Origin of the sequence: uncultured Odoribacter sp. (assembly GCF_937966165.1) — a bacterium.
GTDB lineage: Bacteria > Bacteroidota > Bacteroidia > Bacteroidales > Marinifilaceae > Culturomica.
Genome location: NZ_CALCLB010000006.1, coordinates 169,887 through 190,107, shown reverse-complemented (window position 1 = coordinate 190,107; position 20,221 = coordinate 169,887). Strand labels below are relative to the sequence as shown.

The 20,221-nt window shown below is 43.2% G+C and carries 16 protein-coding genes; all 16 read right to left on the bottom strand.

All coding sequences use genetic code 11. The features are described 5' to 3' along the window. Position 1: 1 nt before the first annotated feature. On the bottom strand, positions 2-1,387 hold the full coding sequence (dacB, locus tag Q0465_RS02910) for a D-alanyl-D-alanine carboxypeptidase/D-alanyl-D-alanine-endopeptidase (protein WP_298612562.1): 1,386 nt from the start codon (positions 1,385-1,387) through the stop codon (positions 2-4). After that, a complete protein-coding gene (gene xseB, locus Q0465_RS02905) occupies positions 1,384-1,581 on the bottom strand; it encodes an exodeoxyribonuclease VII small subunit (RefSeq protein ID WP_298612559.1) in 198 nt (65 codons plus the stop codon). The genes dacB and xseB overlap by 4 nt, the downstream gene beginning before the upstream one ends. Next, positions 1,559-2,968, bottom strand: a complete 1,410-nt coding sequence (xseA, locus tag Q0465_RS02900) for an exodeoxyribonuclease VII large subunit (RefSeq protein ID WP_298612556.1) — start codon at positions 2,966-2,968, stop codon at positions 1,559-1,561. The genes xseB and xseA overlap by 23 nt, the downstream gene beginning before the upstream one ends. Before the next feature lie 44 nt (positions 2,969-3,012). Next, positions 3,013-3,618: a ribosome biogenesis GTP-binding protein YihA/YsxC gene (gene yihA / locus Q0465_RS02895; RefSeq protein ID WP_298612554.1), complete on the bottom strand. Its 606-nt coding sequence runs from the start codon at positions 3,616-3,618 to the stop codon at positions 3,013-3,015. A 41-nt stretch (positions 3,619-3,659) separates the two neighbouring features. Then, positions 3,660-5,450 (bottom strand): DEAD/DEAH box helicase, encoded by a 1,791-nt coding sequence (locus Q0465_RS02890; protein WP_298612551.1) that lies wholly within the window; start codon positions 5,448-5,450, stop codon positions 3,660-3,662. A 98-nt stretch (positions 5,451-5,548) separates the two neighbouring features. Then, positions 5,549-6,679, bottom strand: a complete 1,131-nt coding sequence (gene ftsZ, locus Q0465_RS02885) for a cell division protein FtsZ (RefSeq protein WP_298612546.1) — start codon at positions 6,677-6,679, stop codon at positions 5,549-5,551. A 61-nt stretch (positions 6,680-6,740) separates the two neighbouring features. Next, the gene (gene ftsZ, locus Q0465_RS02880) at positions 6,741-8,039 is read right to left on the bottom strand and encodes a cell division protein FtsZ (RefSeq protein ID WP_298612543.1); all 1,299 of its coding nucleotides are present in this window, start codon (positions 8,037-8,039) and stop codon (positions 6,741-6,743) included. Between the two features lie 80 nt (positions 8,040-8,119). Then, positions 8,120-9,277, bottom strand: a complete 1,158-nt coding sequence (locus tag Q0465_RS02875) for a cell division FtsA domain-containing protein (protein WP_298612540.1) — start codon at positions 9,275-9,277, stop codon at positions 8,120-8,122. 78 nt (positions 9,278-9,355) lie between these two features. Continuing rightward, on the bottom strand, positions 9,356-10,078 hold the full coding sequence (locus tag Q0465_RS02870) for a cell division protein FtsQ (protein ID WP_298612537.1): 723 nt from the start codon (positions 10,076-10,078) through the stop codon (positions 9,356-9,358). A 39-nt stretch (positions 10,079-10,117) separates the two neighbouring features. Continuing rightward, complete coding sequence (murC, locus tag Q0465_RS02865) at positions 10,118-11,488, bottom strand: UDP-N-acetylmuramate--L-alanine ligase (RefSeq protein ID WP_298612534.1); 1,371 nt, start codon at positions 11,486-11,488, stop codon at positions 10,118-10,120. 29 nt (positions 11,489-11,517) lie between these two features. Further along, the gene (gene murG, locus Q0465_RS02860; RefSeq protein WP_298612531.1) at positions 11,518-12,624 is read right to left on the bottom strand and encodes an undecaprenyldiphospho-muramoylpentapeptide beta-N-acetylglucosaminyltransferase; all 1,107 of its coding nucleotides are present in this window, start codon (positions 12,622-12,624) and stop codon (positions 11,518-11,520) included. A 3-nt stretch (positions 12,625-12,627) separates the two neighbouring features. Further along, the gene (locus Q0465_RS02855; protein ID WP_298612528.1) at positions 12,628-13,863 is read right to left on the bottom strand and encodes an FtsW/RodA/SpoVE family cell cycle protein; all 1,236 of its coding nucleotides are present in this window, start codon (positions 13,861-13,863) and stop codon (positions 12,628-12,630) included. Positions 13,864-13,918: 55 nt separating this feature from the next. Next, the gene (murD, locus tag Q0465_RS02850; protein ID WP_298612525.1) at positions 13,919-15,271 is read right to left on the bottom strand and encodes a UDP-N-acetylmuramoyl-L-alanine--D-glutamate ligase; all 1,353 of its coding nucleotides are present in this window, start codon (positions 15,269-15,271) and stop codon (positions 13,919-13,921) included. A gap of 56 nt (positions 15,272-15,327) precedes the next feature. After that, positions 15,328-16,578: a phospho-N-acetylmuramoyl-pentapeptide-transferase gene (gene mraY, locus Q0465_RS02845; protein ID WP_298612522.1), complete on the bottom strand. Its 1,251-nt coding sequence runs from the start codon at positions 16,576-16,578 to the stop codon at positions 15,328-15,330. A 38-nt stretch (positions 16,579-16,616) separates the two neighbouring features. Continuing rightward, complete coding sequence (locus tag Q0465_RS02840) at positions 16,617-18,068, bottom strand: UDP-N-acetylmuramoyl-L-alanyl-D-glutamate--2,6-diaminopimelate ligase (protein ID WP_298612519.1); 1,452 nt, start codon at positions 18,066-18,068, stop codon at positions 16,617-16,619. Positions 18,069-18,113: 45 nt separating this feature from the next. After that, positions 18,114-20,219, bottom strand: a complete 2,106-nt coding sequence (locus tag Q0465_RS02835; RefSeq protein WP_298612517.1) for a penicillin-binding protein — start codon at positions 20,217-20,219, stop codon at positions 18,114-18,116. Positions 20,220-20,221 lie beyond the last annotated feature (2 nt).

Sequence of the window (20,221 nt, the reverse complement as noted above, 5' to 3'; positions counted from 1 at the left end):
ATCACTTGTATTTCACCCAATCCGACAAAAAAGTTCCCACAGCTTCATACAGGATAGAAACCGGACAAGTATAATTATTGACAAGAAGGGTAAACGCCAATCGTTTCCCCGAAGCGGTTGTCAGATAACCCGCTAAACAGCGTACCCCGGAAAAAGAACCCGTCTTCGCACACAACTTTCCCTTTAAATCCGGGTGATGCCGGAGATAAACATTCAGATTCCCATCCCTGCCTGCTACAGGTAAAGAATGAACCCAGGCAGCGTTGTTCCGCTGGACATAAAGCAAATGAGTTATTGTCTCTGCCGGAATAGCATTTTGAGGAGAAAGTCCGCAAGCATCTTTTAAGATTACTCCTAAAGTATCTATCCCCTGTTCTGCCAGCCATTTTTTCACAGCATTTTCGTAATGCAGGGGGGCCATTAGTCGTCCCAGGGCTTCTGCAAAAAGGTTTACACTGGATTTATTCGTATGAAAAACAATTTTTTCCAGACAGGGAGAGGTATACACATACAACTCTTCTCTTTCCGGATATTCCGGATTTTGTCCTTCTATTTTTATTCCTGCTTCTGCCAGACGAACTGTTAGTTCTTTTATAAAGCAATTTTCAGGCTGTTGCATAGCACCTTTCACCTGAAAAAAAGCCTGATGAGCAGGCAATGTTCCTTTCACATAGAACACTTCACTATACGGTCCGCCGAATATCCAGGCATTATCACCTCCAGCTACCGCAGCTTTCACCTGATTCTGAAAACGAATTCCAGGCACCTCCGGCTCTACCGAAAGCAAACGGGCAGGCGTGCCGGCAGCTCCAGTAGTAAAATTTAAATTATAAGTATTGTCCCGATAATTGAAATCGTGGCAAAGTGCCCCGTAATAATTGGAAATATCTTCCCAGAGCCAGGAACCGGGAATATTTACTTCTTTTTCCGTCTGTATAAGGATACGGCCTTTTATGGTATGAATCTGTTTCTCCTGTAGAACAGAAACCAATTTACGGATAAAACGGGAATCCGGGAAATAACGGGAATCCGGCGTCGGGTCCCCCGAAGGAACAATAACCACATCTCCTGCAATAGCTTGTCCGCGGATACCCCCCGAATAAAATACCCGGGTTTCATAACAAAAATCTGCACCTTTCTTTTCCAAAGCCCATGCAGAAGGGAGCAATTTGGCAACGGAAGCAGGACGCAGCGAAAGTTGTCCCTGATAGTTGAGCAGCTCTTTTCCATCACTACAATCCCGGATAGTTATTCCGACGACCGCATTTTTCAAACTTGAATTGTTCAAAAAATTTTCCAATCCGGTTTGGAACTGTGCAAACAGAGAGGTTCCCAGTAAACACAATATACCCCACGTACACCAGAAAAGTCCCGGATTCCGCCTCACTCTTCCATCGTTTTTAAAATATTCTCCACTTCTTCTTCTGTATTGTGAAGTTTTGATTTACAAAAAGCAATCAACTGCGAGACCCGCTTTACCTTCGCACTCAACTCGTCTACATCCAGTTTATTCTCTTCCAGCATCGTTACAATACTTTCAATCTCAGCCATAGCCTCCTTATAACTCAATTTTTCTTCCATCGTACTTCTCATTTTTAGGACGGGCAGCCTGGACGCTACTCTCCAACTTCCCGTCTTTTAATATCGTTTCTACTATATCCTTATCTTTCACTTCCGTTATACTTTTCACAGCTTTCCCTTTCAAACGGGTAATGGAATATCCTCTTTCCAAAACATTTTTCGGATCTACGTATCTTACCTTTGTTTCCGCCAACTCCAGCAAATGCGAATCACGTCCCAACCGATTCTCACATTTCCGCCTTATCTCCTCAAGGTATTGTATATAATTGTTTTTCTCCCGGTCGAAGATAGAATTTAACCGATGTTCCATACGGTCCCGGATCCGCTCAAAACCATTCAACCGATTGTAAATATACACTTTGGAATGATGTTCCAATCTACGGGAAAGAAATTGCAAAGCAGTATTCCGGTTTTGCAACAGCGTTTGGGTCAAACGTTTAAAATCATTCATCTGCAACAATAACCGCTTATTCTCTTCATTCAATAATTCGCCTACTCCTGTCAAAAAATCCGCTTTTAAATCTTCTAAAACAGCGTCCGTATGCTGAAACCTTTCAATCAGAAAAGCTGCCGCGGCAGTCGGGGTTTTCACCTTCAGATAAGCCACCCGGTCGACTACCGTATCGTCCCTTTCGTGTCCGATTCCGGCAATTACCGGCAAAGGAAACTGGGCTACATTTGCCGACAGTTCATAGGAATCGAAACATCCGAGATCGGTCTGAGCTCCTCCTCCCCGGATGATTACCACCACATCGAACAAATTTTCATAAGCATAAATCCGGTCGAGAGCAGCAATGACAGAATCGGCGGCCTGTTCTCCCTGCATGACTGCCGGAAATAACTTAACGTGAAAACGATACCCATACGAATTGTGTTCCAGATGATTCCGGAAATCCCCTAATCCCGCCGCCGTCGGAGAAGAAATAACGGCAATTGTCTTCGGTAAAAGCGGTAATTCCAGATTCCGGTTCATATCGATAATCCCATCTCTCTCCAATTGTTCCAGGATCTCCCTCTTTTTCCGCTCCAAATCCCCTAATGTAAAAGTAGGATCTATATCCCTGATATTCAATGAAAATCCATACACCTCATGAAAAACAACCTCCACATTCAATAATACTTTCATCCCCTTTTCCAGACTCCTCCCGGTAGTCGTCTCAAAGTAAGGCTTTAACATCCGGTAAGTAAAAGCCCATATCGTCCCTTTAGCTACAGCAGTTATCTTGTCCTCCTCCGTTGGCTTATCCACTAATTCCAGATAACAATGACCCGAGCGGTTCTCTTGTACGGAAGCGATTTCAGCAGTTAACCAAACCGTTTCCCCAAACCGTTCTTTTAAAGTTTGTCTTACCTGCCTGTTTAATTCATATAAAGAGATAAATTCCATAGATCAATGGACTAAACTTATAACACGATTTCCTTTTTGCAGATTTATTCCAGACTTACGGTTCGATTCAATTCATCGATATAATCCAATACTTCTTCTCTTCCAAGTCGTTTCTCCGAAGAAGTCATAAAAGCCATGGGGGTAGTTTCCCAGGTATCCAGCATTACCTTGTGGTAGTCTTCTATACATCTTTGTCTTCCGGCAGCAGAGAGTTTATCTGCTTTGGTAAAAACCATAACGAATGGCACCCCGTTTTCCCCTAACCACTCCATAAATTCCAAATCGATTTGCAGAGGTTTATGCCGGCTGTCTATCAATACGAACAAACAAATCAGATTCTCTCTTTTCAAAATATAATCCCGTATAATTTTTTCAAATTTTCCCCGGGAACTTTTAGAAGTACGGGCATACCCATATCCCGGTAAATCGACCATATACCATTCGTCATTTATCAGGAAATGATTGATAAGCTGTGTTTTACCGGGCTTTGATGCCGTTTTGGCCAACTCTTTCCGGTTCGTAAGCATATTGATCAAAGAAGATTTTCCGACATTGGATCTTCCGATAAAGGCATATTCATGCCGGTCTGGCGGAGGACATTTAGATACATCCGTATTACTAACAATAAATTCAGCCTTTCCAACTTCCATAATATCCGGTTTAGAATATCTGACTTATGACAAGGTTAAAGTTAATGTTTTTTCCCAGAACGGCGGCCATTATCCACACCTTTTTTCTTTTCTCCAAACCGTCCCCGGCTGCTTCCATCACTCCGGCGGCGTTCACTTTTCCACTTATTATCGGCCGTAGAACTGCGTTTACCGCCTTTTTCGCCTCCCTTTCGCAAGCTGCCCGGACGTTCTCCCGTCTCCCTGACCATAAAAGGCAGGCCATTGAAATTTACATTGCGGAAATAGTCACTAAATCCTTTTATTCCGTTTACATCAACTTCAAATTTTGTAACATTATCAAAAATACGTATACCCCCTATTTCCAAACCTTTCTGAGGAGCATATTTATTGATGATAGCCATAAGATCCCGGGGACCGAAATCATCCTGACGCCCGACATTTACACTGAAAACAGTAAATTGTCCTGCTGTTTCACGTTCCTTTCCGCCTCTTTGCCTTTCGGAAGTAAATCCTTTAATTTCCGCTTCGGATAAATTCAGGTCTTCCACCCCGGCATATTTCTTCAGCAATCTACCGAATTCATAAGATACAATCTTCTGTATCAGTTCTTCCTTCGATAATTCTTCAAATTTGTCAAATAATTCCTGCTGGTACGGACTCAGGGTTTCTTTCTGTTCAGCAGCCAGAATTTTATCAGCATAATACAACAACTGGGCCCGGCATACTTCTTCTCCTCCCGGCACTTCTCTGTATTCGAATTTCTTCTTTAAAATTCCTTCTATACGACGTAGTTTGCTTTTTTCTTTGGAATTGATGATAGCCACCGATATCCCTTCCTTGCCTGCCCTTCCGGTACGCCCGCTGCGGTGTGTATAACTTTCCACATCTTCCGGCAGATTATAATTGATCACGTGCGTCAGATTATCGACATCCAACCCCCTCGCTGCAACATCCGTAGCGACCAGCACTTTCAGCCGTTTCGAACGGAATCTGGACATCACTTCATCCCGCTGCGCCTGACTCAAATCGCCATGTAAGGCATCACAATCAATTCCATCCTTTTGCAATTTATGAGCGATTTCCCGGGCATCTATTTTAGTACGGGTAAAAATGATGGCATACATATCCGGTGCACAATCAATGACACGGTGCAATGTCTCATAAAAATCTCTTGCTTTAACCTGATAATACTGATGCCTCACCGTATCCGCCCCCTGATTTTTTTTCCCTACCGCAATTTCCTGGGGATCCCGCAAATAATTCCGGGCAATCCTCTCTACTTCCCGCGGCATAGTAGCTGAAAATAAATAGGTATTTCTCTCACGAGGCGTAGCATCCAGAATAAAATTCAAATCTTCTTTAAATCCCATGTTCAGCATTTCATCCGCCTCATCCAGTACAACAGCCCATACCGCCTCGATATTTACCGCCTCTCTTTTAATCAAATCACACAAACGTCCGGGCGTAGCCACTAATACATGTACCCCCCGCTCTAATTCCCGTATCTGTTTCCGGATATCTGTACCTCCGTATACACAGGTAACCCGGATATCCGGACGATATTTTGAATAATTTTTCAGGTCATTTCCGATTTGCACACATAACTCCCGCGTAGGGCTCAATATCAATACCTGAATTTTATTTTCTGTACTATCCAATTTTTGCAACAAAGGCAAACCAAAAGCTGCTGTTTTACCCGTACCGGTCTGGGCCAATGCAACTATATCATTCTCTTCCCCCAATATGACGGGAATTACTTTTTCCTGTACCGGACTCGGTATTTCAAAACCGAGGTCAGCTACGCCTTTCAGAATTTCTCCTTCTAAACCTAATTCTTTAAATTTTTCCATTCAATTTTATTAAATTACAACTGCTTCACAGCATGTTTCCACACACACCGTCTTTTAAATTATTTCTTTTTCAGCTAACGGACGTCCCTCTTTTCTCTCTAAATTATTCTCACATTTCTCCTCCGCTCAAAAGCAGGAATATCGGACAACTCCTCAATTTCTTCCGGCGTCAATCCGGGTTTTAAAACCACTTCCTCTTCCGACAAGATCAATCCATCCCTCGATGGCCGGTTACTATTTTCCTCGATTTCAATATCGTCTTTCGGAAATCCCGTAGCAATAACCGTCACAGAAATGGCATCTCCCAAACTTTCATCCGTCCCGACACCCCAAATCACGGCTGCCGTATCTCCTACCCGATGAATAATAATAGAAGTAATCTCCGTCATCTCATTCATTGTTACTTCATCTGTACCGGAAGTAATATTCAGCAAAATATCTTTGGCTCCCCGGATATCGTTATTATTCAACAAAGGACTATCCAAAGCTTCTGTTACCGCTCTCTTAGCCCGGTCTTCCCCCGACGCCTGAGCTGCTCCCATAATGGCAACCCCGCTGTTTGTCATTACCGTCTTAACATCTGCAAAATCGACATTGATATATCCCGGTAAAGTAATAATCTCCGCAATTCCCTTCGCTGCAATATTCAAAACATCATTCGCTTTCGCAAAAGCTGCTGAAATGGTCTGGGAACCATAAATTTTCTTTATTTTTTCATTATCGATCACAATGAGGCAATCCACATTGTCCCTCAGCAACCGTAACCCTTCCCGGGCCTGATTCAGCCGCTTGGGACCTTCAAAACGGGCCGGAATAGAGACAATCCCGACCGTCAGTATATCCATTTCCTTGGCCAGCCTGGCAATCACCGGAGCCGCCCCCGTTCCGGTCCCTCCTCCCATAGCTGCTGTAATAAAAGCCATTTTGGTATTTTTCCGAAGCATCTCTTTTATCTCTTCCAGACTTTCTTCGGCTGATTTTGCTCCCCGTACCGGATCATTTCCGGCTCCATGCCCTTCTGTCAGCATTTTACCAAGTTGTATTTTTAAGGGTACAGGGCTGTTTTCCAGGATCTGGGCATCCGTATTACAAACGACAAAATCGACATCACATATTCCCTTGGAATACATATATTCTACAGCATTTCCACCTCCTCCGCCAACCCCTATTACTTTAATTATAGTAGGGGAAATCTCATCCAGATTAAAATTTACCAATCCGTCAAACATGATAAATAAGCTATTTGTTATGCTCCATATTTTCTTTTACCAGGAATTATTTTCCTTTTATCTATTTCATTTCCGCATCCCGGTTTGAGTCCTCTGTAAAAATATTTCCGAGTTTCCGTTTAAACCAACTGTCTGAATCCGGTAAATCGTTTATTCCTCTCCCTTTCTTGGAGCTTTCTTCTTCCCTCCGTCTCATCTCTTTCTGCTTCCTGGCTTTTTGTTCTTCCTGCTTCAGACGTTTTTTCCGGGCCTGTTCTTCCAATTCCGCTGAGTTAACCGTAATCATTTCCAATTCTTCAGGCATTTCTTCAACCTTGAAAACGACCTCCGTTGCCTTTTCTCCCTGTACTGTTTTCCCGGATATGTGCGGAGTACCTACACTGCTATTCCGGTTAAAACCGACGGCAATGACAGCTACCCGTAATTTATTGCCCAAAGTCTCATCTTCTCCGGTACCCCAAATGACATTCACATTTCCACCAACTCTCTCCTGCAAATTCTCCGTAATCAAAGTGATTTCATCCATTGTCACTTCCTGCTCTCCATATAAGATGTTGAGTAAAATATTCGAAGCCCCCCGGATGTCGTGGCTATTCAGTAATGGAGAAATCAAAGCTTCTTCCAAGGCCTGCATGGCCCGGTTTTCCCCTTCAGCCTCAGCTGCCCCCATTAATGCAACCCCACTGTTACGCATTACTCCGTCTACATCGGCAAAATCGACATTTACATAGCCCTTTACAGTAATGATCTCAGCAATACTCTTAGCAGCTATTGTCAATACATTATCCGCCATGGCAAAAGCCTCCGAAAGCTTTAAATCCCCGTAAATATCTTTCAATTTATCGTTCTTTATGATCAGCAAAGCATCTACATATTGCTCCAACTCGTCAATTCCGTCCATCGCCTGTTCCATCTTTCTTCTCCCTTCGAAAGAAAAAGGCAAAGTCACAATCCCGATAGTCAGGATTTTCAATTCCCGTGCCTGTTTTGCAATCTCAGGGGCTGCCCCGGTTCCGGTTCCTCCACCCATACCTGCAGTTATAAAGACCATTTTCGTTTTATGCGAAAGTAAGTTTTTAATAAAATCCATACTTTCCATAGCAGACTGCCTTCCTTTCTCCGGCACACATCCAGCTCCCCTTCCTTCGGTCAAATCTTTTCCCAGCTGAATTTTATTCTTCACCGGACTAAGACGCAAAGCCTGAATATCCGTATTACATACCACAAATTCTACGCCGTGAATACCTTGCCTGCACATATGATTTACCGCATTACTCCCTCCCCCTCCTACTCCGATTACCTTTATAATCGACTCCTGCTGCACGGGCAATTTCAACGACAACAATCCATCATTTTCCATACGCTACCGCATTAGATTTATTCAATATTTTTATTCTTTGTCCCCTCTTTTTCCTCCCCAAGCATTGTCTTATAATCCATTTATTTAAATATACCGGAAAGCCAGTTCCCAATCCCCCCTTTATCCTCTTCCGGTTCTGTATGCTCACACAACAATAATCCTAAAACGGTCAGACAGGCAGGAGCACTTAATATTTCTTCATTACCGGAAGTTATTCCTTGTACCTTAGCAATCCTCACTTTGTGTCCGCTCAATTTTGCCAGTAAAGTATCTGTCCCGATCAGCCGGCTTCCTCCCCCTGTCAGCAAAATTTCTTTCTCCGCATCGTTAAAACGCCATTGCTGCAGCTGATAGATAGCTCCCTCCAGTAATTCCTCCATACGGCACTGGATGATCTTCGACAAATCCCGCTTCTCAATTTGTTTCTTGACCTCCGGAATAGCCACTTTCTCCGTCTTACACATTGATCTCAAAGCAATTCCATACTGATGCTTCATCTGTTTGGCCGTCTGAACGCTTTCAATACGGAAACCTTTCACAATATCCGTATCAATAGCACGGGTTCCCAAAGGCAAAACAACTTCCTGTTTCAGCATCCCTTCCCCCCATAGCACTACAGTCGTATGCATAGCCCCCATATCAATTAAAGCAAAAGATTTATCTGTACGATACACCTCCAATGCTTCCATATAAGCCCTCACCGGAGGAAAAAATTCCACCTCTTCAATCCCACAATCTGCGAACAACTTTCTCACTTCCATCAAATAAGCCCCATCTGCCAAATATACCCGATAATGTACATCCAAACTCCGGCCAGTAGCACCAACCGGATGAGCAATAGCCGCTCCCCGGTCAATCTGATAAGAGACCGGGATAATATCCACTAACTCATCTTCCCGGGAAACAGCCGATTCAATACATTTATTCTCTGCCCGGGCTAAATCGCTTTCCTTTACGCTCTTTCGCTGTAATAATACATTTACTTTATGTTCGCTTACCCGTAAAGCTGCCCCAGATAGCGATACATTGATCCTTTCAATCCCCTTATCTTTCGCCAATTCCTGAAGCAGATACTTAATATAAGATTTTATTTTTGCTTTATCGGTAATTACCCCGTCCTTTACCCCCTGTAATGCAATCATTTTGATACCTGCCAAATGGTAATTCCCGTTTTCCTGGCTAGCTACCGCCATAACCATTTTTTCGGAACCAATATCCAAAGATGCTATCAAACCCATAATTGTAAACTTTTTTTTCAAGGATTTACCGTCCTATTCCCCCTACTTCCACGTAAATTCCCTGACTTATCCAACGATCTACTTTCTTACACAAACGATTTGTTTGCTGAATTTTAAATTGATTTCCTTATATCTATTCCACCCTTTCCGGGAAATACCTTCTTCCAGGAAAAGACGCAATTTCTCCATCTTTTCCTCCTGATCTTCCAACTTTCCGAAACGGATCTTAAAATTTCCCACCTTTGGAATCAGCGTCAATTCTTCATTTCTGACAACAATTTGTTCAATCAGGGCATTCCAGAATTCGTCCTTTTCCAAAGAGATCACAAAAGGATACAATTTATCACAAGCAAATTTTTGAGATATATCCCCGGTAGCAACTACTACCCGAGAGGTATATTTTCGAGATAACGGCATTATTTTTCCTTCTTCATCAACGTAATATCCCCCACCCGATAATATCCTGAGTACAGGCTTACGTTGTGTGATTTCCACATGAAAATAACCGTCCAAACTGTAGTAAACCTGAGCCGACTTAATAACCGAATTCCGCACCAGTAAGCGCTCCACACTGTCTTTATCAATGCGGGCCACCGGCAAATTGACAATCTCTCCATATCCCCGTTTCAAAATCTTCAGCACCTCTGTATCGTCAATAAACGAATTGGTAGCAGTACCCTTTACAGAAACTTGTAATCCCTTACATTGTATGTCTCCTAATTTTGCCGACACAAAGGTAAGCACAATTATCAGGTATACAAATAAAGTAATGAATAATATGTAAGGCTGGATCTTACGCATATCTGTATAGAGAATTCTACTTTTAATTTCTGTTTATTTTTATTTGCCTGCAAACATCTGAGTAAATACCGGTACAAAGCGATCTATATCTCCAGCCCCCACTGTCATAAATATACCTTCACTCACATGCTGACCCACAAATTTAGGAAATTCTTCCCTAGGGACGATACAAGCCGGTACGTTAAGTTTATTTAAAATAATGCCGGAAGTTATTCCCGGTACAGGTAATTCCCTGGCCGGATAGATGTCTAATAAAATCACCTGATCTGCAATATTTAAACTATGGGCAAATTCCGACTGGAAATCACGCGTACGGGAATATAAATGAGGCTGAAAAGCGACCGTCAGCTTTTTCTCCGGCCACATCTCCCGTACAGCCTTCAAGGCAGCTTCTATTTCCCGGGGATGATGAGCGTAATCGTCTATATACATCACTCTCCCGAAAGTATGTATATTAAAACGCCTCAATACGCCCCGGAATTCCGGTAAGGCTTTCCGTATCTCTTCGGGCTGGACACCAGCTTCTAAAGCCATGGTAATAGCTAATGTCGCATTCTCAACATTCATACGTCCCGGAATCCCCAATACCAGATCTTTTATTTCAGCCTTCTGCCCGTGGTAATCAAAAACATATTGACTCCTCTGTACCCGTAAATGATCGGAATAATTATCTGTTATCTGTCCGGCAGCATAATATCCATCCACCTGTGAACGTTCCAGTTGTAAACCTTTTTTCAAAAGGATTTTTCCCCCTTCCCTGGTTCTTTCTGCAAACTCCTCAAAGGCTTCTATTAAATTTGCTTTATCCCCGTAAATATCCAAATGATCCTCATCCATAGCCGTAATCGCAGCTATATAAGGAGAAAGGTGCAAAAAAGAACGGTCAAATTCATCCGCTTCTACAACAATGTACTCGGAATGAGTATCTATCAATAAATTGGATCCGAAATTCATGGAAATACCGCCCAGGAAAGCATTACAGCCTACCCGGGAATTCTTCAGCAGAAAAGCCAGTAAGGTAGTAGTGGTGGTTTTTCCATGTGTTCCGGCCACACACAAGGCCTTGCCTGTACGCGACAACAATCCCAAAACCTCTGAACGTTTGTGTAAAGAATAGCCCTTACTCCTGAAATAGGTTAATTGTTTATTATCCGGTGGAATAGCCGGAGTATAAACTACTAATGTCCTGGCTTTATCGCGATACCGGCCTTCGATTTCACTCTCCTCATCCTGATAATTGACTTCAATCCCCTCCCTCTGTTTCATCTTTTCAGTTAAGGCTGAAGGCGTACGGTCATAACCGCCGACATGGCAGCCAATAGCTTTAAAATACCTCGCTAATGCACTCATGCCAATCCCCCCGATTCCCACAAAATAGACATTCTCAATATTTTCCAATATACTTGCCATACCTCTTCCCTTTTACTTATGTATATAAATCATCTTTTTTCGCCTATTAGCTTCAATATCTCCTGCGCAATTTTCAGATCCGAATCCTCTATCGCCAACCGGGCAATATTTTGCGACAATTCTTTCCGCTTTTGTTCGTCTTCCAATAATTCCGTCAATACAGGAATTAACTGTTTCCCGGCTTCAGCATCTTTAATCGCTACCGCCGCCTGTTTGTTTACCAAAGCCATCGCATTTTTTGTCTGATGATCTTCCGCAACATTCGGAGAAGGTATTAAAACAGCCGTTTTCTTCAGTAAACACAATTCGGAAATTGTTCCTGCTCCTGCCCGGGCGATTACAATATCCGCACAGGCATAAGCCAAATCCATCCGCTTCAGAAAAGCCGTAAGTACTACATTAGCCGGTAATTTATCTTTTAATTCCTGCCTTAACTTTTCATAATAATATCCCCCGCACTGCCATAAAACCTGTACATCTTTCCAATTCCCGATAGACGGCAAATTCTCCTGCACTGCCTTATTAATCATCCCGGCCCCTAAGCTTCCCCCGGTAATTAAAACTGTCTTTTTTCCCGGATCCAATTTATAATACGCAATTCCTTCCCGACGCAATTCCCCGGCCATCAACAAATCTTTCCGCACCGGATTCCCGGTAAAGACAATCCTCCCTTTGTCGAAAAAACGCTCCATTCCGTCATAAGCAACACATATTTTTCTGGCTTTTCCGGCCAATAATTTATTTGTGACTCCGGCATAGGAATTCTGTTCCTGCAACACCAACGGAATACCGGCTTTAGAAGCCACCCGTCCTACAGGACCGCTGGCATATCCCCCCACTCCTACCACCACATCCGGCCGAAACCGTTTTATAATTTTTTTCGCTTTCCGCAAACTCTTGTATAAATTAATCAGCACCTTTATATTTTGCCAGGTCAACCGTCTCTGCAACCCCCTTACCGGTAATCCTTCAATCGGGAATCCGGCTTCCGGCACTTTTTCCATTTCCATTTTCCCCTCTGCCCCCACAAATAAAATTTCAACATCTTTATCCAGACGTTTCAATGCATTTGCAATCGATAAGGCCGGAAAAATATGACCTCCCGTTCCGCCTCCACTGATTATAATTCTCTTCATATCTTATCTGCTTAAATTTTCTAAAACTTCTTCCGGTTCAGTCGTTTCCGTTTCCCCTATTTCTGCTTCTGCTTCCTCTACCACTTCTCCCTCTCCCTGAAAAGTATGACTTACGCTCAAAATCATCCCGAAAGCGGCACTCGTAAATAATAATGAAGTCCCTCCCATGCTGACCAGAGGTAAGGGCTGTCCCGTTACCGGAAACAGACCCACACAAACTCCCATATTGACAAAAGCCTGAAAAACAATACTCAACCCCAGACCTGTCACCAGTAAAGCGGGAAAAGTACGGGTACACCGTTTTACAATCACCCCGATCCGGTATAAAATAATCAGATACAACAACAGCATCAGTCCTCCTCCCAGCAATCCGTATTCTTCTATTATTATTGCAAAAATAAAATCGGAATAAGGATGAGGTAAGAAATTCCGCTGCTCGCTATTCCCGGGCCCTACTCCCATTAATCCTCCTTTTGCCACAGCAATCTTAGCCTGATCGGACTGATAAGAATAACCTTCTTTGTCATTCTCTTTTACCCCAGAAAAGAAATTTGTCACCCGCCCTTTAATTGTCGCAACGCGTCCTATTTTTTCAAACTGAGGAAAGGTGAATGCCAGAACCAGAATAATTCCCACCAAGCCAATTAAGGCTCCCATTGATATCGCAATCAGCTTTAAACGCAACCTCCCCACGAAGAGCATCGTCATACAAATCAATCCCAATAAAAGAGAGGTCGAAAAGTTATCCAGAAAAATCAGGAAAATCAAAGGCCCTGTAAACAGCAATACACTTTTCAAAGCCTCGTCGCTGCATCCCCTATCGGTCTGATAAAAAGCAATAACCCGGGCCGTATACATAATAATTCCCAATTTAGCCAGTTCCGAAGGCTGAAACGATAAACCCAAAGGCAACGGAATCCAGCGGTCGGCATCATTTAAATTCGTACCGGCAAACTTTGCCCACAACAAAAAAATAAAAGACATTCCCAGCACCACTTTTGAAAAAGTAAGGAAATATTTGTAATGAACGGACTGTAAGCCGATAATGACTCCTATACAGCCCAGCATCAGGATAAGCTGCTTGATCAGATAGAAACTGGTATTACCGTCCTTTTCCCGGTAAGCCAGCCGCCCCGTAGAGGAATATACGACCATGACAGAAGCAAGCATCAGAATGATAATGACGTACCAAAGTACTTTATCCCCTTTGAAATCCAACTTTAATTTTCCTTTGAACATAGTACGAGTAGTTAATGGATTAAATGTATACCTCACAGGCCTGACGAAGCATTGCCTATTTCAAATGCCTTACTTTCTCCTTAAAAAGTTCCCCCCTCTGTTCATAATTCTGGAATAAGTCAAAGCTGGCACAACAGGGAGACAACAGGACGGTATCTCCTTTGCCGGCATATTTCCGGGCTTCTGCCAATGCCTCATCCAGACTATGGGTATCTGCCACCGGACAAATCCCGGAAAAATTTTCAATCAGTTTCCGGTTATCCACACCCATGCATACCAAAGCTTTCACCTTTTGTTTCACCAAATCGTAAAGTACTGTATAATCGTTTCCTTTATCCGTTCCTCCGGCAATCCAGACAACAGGCGTAGTCATACTATCCAGCGCATACCAGGCTGAATCAACATTGGTCGCTTTCGAATCGTTAATGTAAGTGACCCCCTCTATAAGAGCTACTGTCTCCAAACGGTGCTCTACCTGGGGAAAACTTCTCAACCCTTCCGCAATAGCCTCAGGACTCACTCCCGCATGCATACAAGCCAGAATAGCTGCCATGGCATTGTATACGTTATGACGTCCTTTTATACTGACTTCATCTTTACCGATACGGAAAATCTTTCCGTCCAGTTTTACAACAATAGTATCTCCCTCCATATAAGCACAAGCCTCCTGCTCCGCCGGTTGTATGCCGGCCTCTTTTCCATAGGTAAAAGGAACCGGCTGTGAAAGGATTTTCCGGTCTGCCACCCGGCGACGGACTACCTCACAATCATAACCGTAAATAAATAATCCTGCTCCATCCATATTATTCAAAATACGGAATTTCGAGTCCACATAATTTTCAAATTTATGATCATAACGGTCCAGATGATCGGGAGTAATATTAGTGATAATAGCCGTATCTGCCTTAAAATGATACATACCGTCCAACTGAAAACTAGACAATTCGACTACATATAACGAATGTGCCTTCTCTGCAACCTGAGCGGCCAGGCTATGCCCTACATTTCCAGCCAAACCGGCATCTTTGCCCGCCTGCACTAAAATATGATGGGTCAGTAAAGTAGTAGTTGTCTTCCCGTTACTGCCCGTAATACAAATCATAACAGCATCGGAATGCCGGCCGGCAAATTCGATTTCGGAAATTACTGCTATTCCTTTTTGCCTTACTTTTTGAATCAGGGGAGCAGAATCGGGTATTCCCGGACTTTTTACCACCAGATCAGCAGCCAAAATCCGTTCTTCCGTATGTATTCCTTCTTCAAATGGAATAGCTTCTGCTACCAGAATTGCCTTATGAGCTTCGTCTATATTTTTTTTATCGGAGAGAAAAATCTCATATCCGAGCTTTTTACCCAGCAGAGCAGCTCCTGTTCCGCTTTCACCCCCTCCCAGAATGACCAGTTTCATAATTCGTATTATTTAATCTATTTGAATATAACAATTCCGCTGAATTTCCCGTCCCTTTATCGCATTTTTAAAGTTACAATTGTCAATACCGCCAATATTATTCCCACGATCCAGAAACGGGTTACAATTTTAGGCTCGGGAATTCCTTTTTTCTGAAAATGGTGATGCAAAGGTGCCATCAAAAAAACCCGGCGCCCTTCTCCATATTTTCTTTTCGTATACTTAAAATAACTGACTTGCATAACAACAGACAAGTTCTCCATCAGGAAAATTCCACATAAAATAGGAATTAGTAATTCCTTGTGTAAGATAATGGCAAATACAGCAATAATCCCCCCTAACGACAAGCTTCCCGTATCTCCCATAAAGACCTGGGCCGGAAAAGAATTATACCACAGGAATCCGATAGTTGCACCGATAAAGGCAGCCCCGAAAACGACCAACTCTCCCGAATGCGGAATATACATAATATTCAGGTAATCGGCATATACCATATTTCCCGATACATAAGCCAATATTCCCAGTGTAACTCCGGCAATGGCAGAAGTACCGGTCGCCAGACCGTCCAGGCCATCCGTCAGATTGGCTCCGTTAGAAACCGCTGTTACAATCAATATAGTGATGAACACAAATACGACCCATCCCAATTCATCCGCATATTTTCCTGCAAAGGAAGTAAACCAGGCATAATCGAATTCGTTATCTTTAAAAAAAGGAATAGTCGTCTTTGTCGATTTCACATCCCGGGCCAATATCCGGGTCGCATTTTCCTCCCTGAAACCTTCGTCTACCATACTGGTTACCATACCGGCACTTCCGACAGCGACTTTTTCCCTGACAACCACATCGTCACTGACGTATAATGTAATCCCCACAATTAACCCCAGACCAATCTGTCCAATCACTTTAAAACGTCCTTTTAACCCTTCTTTATGCCGCCGGAAAACTTTGATGTAATCATCTGCAAACCCAATTGCTCCCAGCCAGATCGTAGAAATAATCATCAACTGAATATAGATATTATCCAAACGGGCAAACAATAATACCGGTATTAATATAGACAATAAAATGATGATCCCTCCCATCGTCGGTGTCCCTTTCTTCTGCATCTGTCCTTCCAGCCCTAAATCCCGGATGTCCTCTCCAATTTGTTGGCGTTGCAGTATCTTAATGACTTTTTTCCCGATAACAGTAGCTAAAATCAAAGATAAAATAATAGCACAAGCCGAACGGAAAGTGATATATTGAAATATACCGGCCCCCGGAAAATCCAATTTATCGAGGTATTTAAAAAGATAATATAACATAATTCTAAAATTTACTCAGTTCAACCGAAGAAATCTTCTCACAATCCAAAAATTTCCTTTACCACTTCCTTATCGTCAAAATGATGTTTAACCCCTTTGATTTCCTGATAATTCTCGTGCCCTTTTCCGGCAATCAATACAATATCTCCTTTCGATGCCAACAGTATCCCCGTCCGGATAGCTTCTTTCCGGTCAGTAATGGCAATCACCTTCCTCCGGTACTCGTCCTTTACACCCGCCTGCATATCGGAAATAATAGCTGTCGGATCTTCACTCCGGGGATTGTCCGAAGTCAGGATAACCCGGTCGCTCAAACGACAGGCAGCCTCAGCCATTTCCGGCCGTTTGGTTTTATCACGGTCGCCTCCGGCTCCTACCACTGTAATGACTTTGTTATTTTTCCCCTTTAAACCTTTAATTGTCGACAACACATTTTCAATAGCATCCGGAGTATGGGCATAATCTACGATGGCCATAATCCCCTCGGGTGAAAGTATGGTTTCAAAACGCCCGGATACCGGAACCAACAGACTCATACAACGCAATATCTCATCTTTTTCCAGATGAAGTAAGCAGGCAGATGCATAAACAGCTAACAGATTGTAAGCATTAAAATCCCCTGTAAACTTTGTCCATACTTCCTGACCGTCCAATTGTAACAAAGTACCATCCAAGTGTTTCTCAACCACCCTGGCATTAAAATCAGCCATTGTCCGGCAGGAATAAGTATATTTCCGGGCAACTGTATTCTGCAACATCACCATCCCGTTTTTATCATCGGCATTCGTAAGAGCAAAGGCATCTTTTTTCAGGTTGTCAAAAAAAGCTTTTTTAGCTTCAATATATGCTTTGAACGTTTTGTGATAATCCAGATGATCATGTGTAATATTGGAGAAAATTGCTCCTTCAAAATCCAATCCGGCAATCCGCTTCTGGTGAACGGCGTGTGAACTTACTTCCATAAAACAGTACTCACAGCCGGCGTCCACCATCCACCGCAAATACTGATTTAATTCTAAAGGATCAGGTGTCGTATGCGTAGAAGGATATTGTTTCCCGTCCACATAATTACAAACAGTCGATAATAAGCCGGCTTTTTTCCCCATTAACCGGACCAATTCATACAATAAAGTAGCCGTAGTCGTTTTCCCGTTTGTACCCGTCACTCCGACCAGCTTCAACTGCCGTGAAGGATTGCCGAAAAAAGCCGACATTATTTTTCCCAAAGCAGAAGCAGAATCCTCAACTGACACATAACATATTCCGGGATAAAGCCGTTCCGGTAACCGTTCGCATACCACCGCCACAGCCCCGGCCCCAATAGCCTTTTCTATATATAAATGTCCGTCTGCATTTACACCTTTCTGAGCTACAAACAAATCCCCCTGTCCGGCTTTCCTCGAATCAAAATGTACCTCCCGTATCTCAATCGCCGCAGACCCGCAGATCTGTTTACAATCGATCTCCTTTAATAATTCTTTCAGTTTCATGATTATATCAAATTACGAACACCGCCACTTACCTTTTTTCCAACCTTATCTCAATTCAATATGAATATAACTTCCATTACGGACCTCTGTCCCGGGCTGAAGCGATTGGGACATCACCATTCCTGCCCCGCTTACGCCTACAGATAAACCAGCATTTTCCAATAAATACAAAGCATCTTTCAATCCCATCCCTTTTACATTCGGCACCTGAGAATTCGAAATCCGCCGGGGTTTCAGCACCACCTTTTCGCCTTCATTACTGGCAGTCAAAACCCAATCGTTTTGTCTGACATCCGCTTTTCCTTCTATTCCGATGTCCAAATCGTCAAATACCGTCAGGAAATCCTCCTTCAATCCATTTTTACAAACCGGTAAAGATTTGTCAGCTTCCACCTTTATTTCCCCATACTGCCGATAAGCAATAGAATACACTTTGTCGGCTATTTCCCGGAATACCGGACTGGACACGGAACTGGCATAATATCCCTTGGATAAGGAAGGTTCATCTATCACGACAATACAAGAATACAAAGGATGATCTGCCGGGAAATAGCCGACAAAACTGGCCCTGTATTTCCGGACCTGATACCCTTTTTTCCCGGTGGCGATACGAGCTGTTCCCGTTTTGCCCGCAATCCGGTATTTATCGGTATAAATCTTCCGGGCCGTCCCGTTTTCCACTACTCCTTCCAGCATCCGTTGTAATTTTTTCAATGTACTCCGGCTGCAGATCCTTCCCCCCACCTCTTCCGGATCAAACTGTTCTACCAATTTCCCCCGGTGCCGGATTTCTTTCACAAAACGGGGACGCATCCGCTGACCGTTATTCGCAATTGCATTGTAAAATGCAAGAACCTGTAAAGGAGTAAGCTTTACCTCATATCCGATACTCATCCAGGGCAATGAAATTCCACTCCAGGTAGAATCCCCCGGATGTTTAATATAGGGATCTCCCTCCCCTTTTAGCGGTATCTCCAACCTTTTATCCAGATCTAACCCGCACAAACGGTTTACAAACCGGTCCGGTTCATCCTTATAAAAATCATTTACCAACTTAGCGATTCCGTTGGAAGAGATTTCAAAAACATGCTGAACAGTAATCTTCCCCGGTTTCTTCCCGTCCGAGTCTGTCAAAGTCTTATCAAAAAACTTATACTCTCCTTTTCCGCCTAAATCCACTGTATCACCCGGTTCCACATGCCCGTCTTCCAGCATCGCAATCATCGTAGCTGCTTTCATGACAGATCCCGGTTCCCCTGCATCCCCTATGGCATAATTAAACTCTTCACTATATCCTCCTAAGGGCTGCCGCTTTAAATTAGCAATTGCCTTGACATCCCCTGTTTCTACTTCCATCAATATGGCTGTTCCCCGGTCCGCATCGAATTTTTCCAACTGCCGCATCAAAGCGTTTTGTACAATATCCTGGTAATCAATATCGATAGTAGTAATAATATCATTTCCATCTACAGGTTCTTCTACCGTTACCGGTACCCACGTACCGGACATCATCTGCTTCATACTCCGTCCCGGAATGCCTTTCAATTCATTTTCAAAAGCCCCTTCCAAACCGACTCTCCCTTCAAAACTTCCGTCTTCCGCTTCATTCAGATACCCGATCGTACGGGTAGCCAGATTTACGTGGGGCTGTAAACGAACGCTATTCATTTCTTCTATCAATCCCCCCGAATTCCGTCCTTTCCGGAAAATGGGAAACGTTCTGATCTTTTTCAATTCATTAAAAGACACTTTCCGCCGGTTAATCAGATAATACGTTTTTTTCCGGGCACGGGCCTCCTCCAAATGCTGCTTGTAAACCGCCTTACTTTCATCCCCGAAAAACCGGGATAAACACAAGGCAAGACTATCTACTTTTTTACCGAAAAGCTTACTATCCACTACCGATGCATCCCATCGTAATTCATAATAAGGCACGGAACTCGCTAACTTCCGCCCGTCACAGGCACAAATATCCCCCCGGTTCGGAGCTACTTCAAAATCCTTTACCCGTACTGCAACTGATTTCTTCCGCCACTTTTCCCCTTCCCACATCTGCACATGAAGAGTCTTAAAAATAACAGCTCCCGCAATTACAGTCATCAGGACATATACCAGTCCGATACGCCATATAATTTCGCCCTTCATCGACATGG

Bases quoted from the DNA above. Each gene is read 5' to 3' on its own strand.
- xseB (WP_298612559.1), bottom strand. From the start codon at position 1,581: ATGGAAGAAAAATTGAGTTATAAGGAGGCTATGGCTGAGATTGAAAGT.
- xseA (WP_298612556.1), bottom strand. From the start codon at position 2,968: ATGGAATTTATCTCTTTATATGAATTAAACAGGCAGGTAAGACAAACT.
- yihA (WP_298612554.1), bottom strand. From the start codon at position 3,618: ATGGAAGTTGGAAAGGCTGAATTTATTGTTAGTAATACGGATGTATCT.
- Q0465_RS02890 (WP_298612551.1), bottom strand. From the start codon at position 5,450: ATGGAAAAATTTAAAGAATTAGGTTTAGAAGGAGAAATTCTGAAAGGC.
- ftsZ (WP_298612546.1), bottom strand. From the start codon at position 6,679: ATGTTTGACGGATTGGTAAATTTTAATCTGGATGAGATTTCCCCTACT.
- ftsZ (WP_298612543.1), bottom strand. From the start codon at position 8,039: ATGGAAAATGATGGATTGTTGTCGTTGAAATTGCCCGTGCAGCAGGAG.
- Q0465_RS02875 (WP_298612540.1), bottom strand. From the start codon at position 9,277: ATGGGTTTGATAGCATCTTTGGATATTGGTTCCGAAAAAATGGTTATG.
- Q0465_RS02870 (WP_298612537.1), bottom strand. From the start codon at position 10,078: ATGCGTAAGATCCAGCCTTACATATTATTCATTACTTTATTTGTATAC.
- murC (WP_298612534.1), bottom strand. From the start codon at position 11,488: ATGGCAAGTATATTGGAAAATATTGAGAATGTCTATTTTGTGGGAATC.
- murG (WP_298612531.1), bottom strand. From the start codon at position 12,624: ATGAAGAGAATTATAATCAGTGGAGGCGGAACGGGAGGTCATATTTTT.
- Q0465_RS02855 (WP_298612528.1), bottom strand. From the start codon at position 13,863: ATGTTCAAAGGAAAATTAAAGTTGGATTTCAAAGGGGATAAAGTACTT.
- murD (WP_298612525.1), bottom strand. From the start codon at position 15,271: ATGAAACTGGTCATTCTGGGAGGGGGTGAAAGCGGAACAGGAGCTGCT.
- mraY (WP_298612522.1), bottom strand. From the start codon at position 16,578: ATGTTATATTATCTTTTTAAATACCTCGATAAATTGGATTTTCCGGGG.
- Q0465_RS02840 (WP_298612519.1), bottom strand. From the start codon at position 18,068: ATGAAACTGAAAGAATTATTAAAGGAGATCGATTGTAAACAGATCTGC.
- Q0465_RS02835 (WP_298612517.1), bottom strand. From the start codon at position 20,219: ATGTCGATGAAGGGCGAAATTATATGGCGTATCGGACTGGTATATGTC.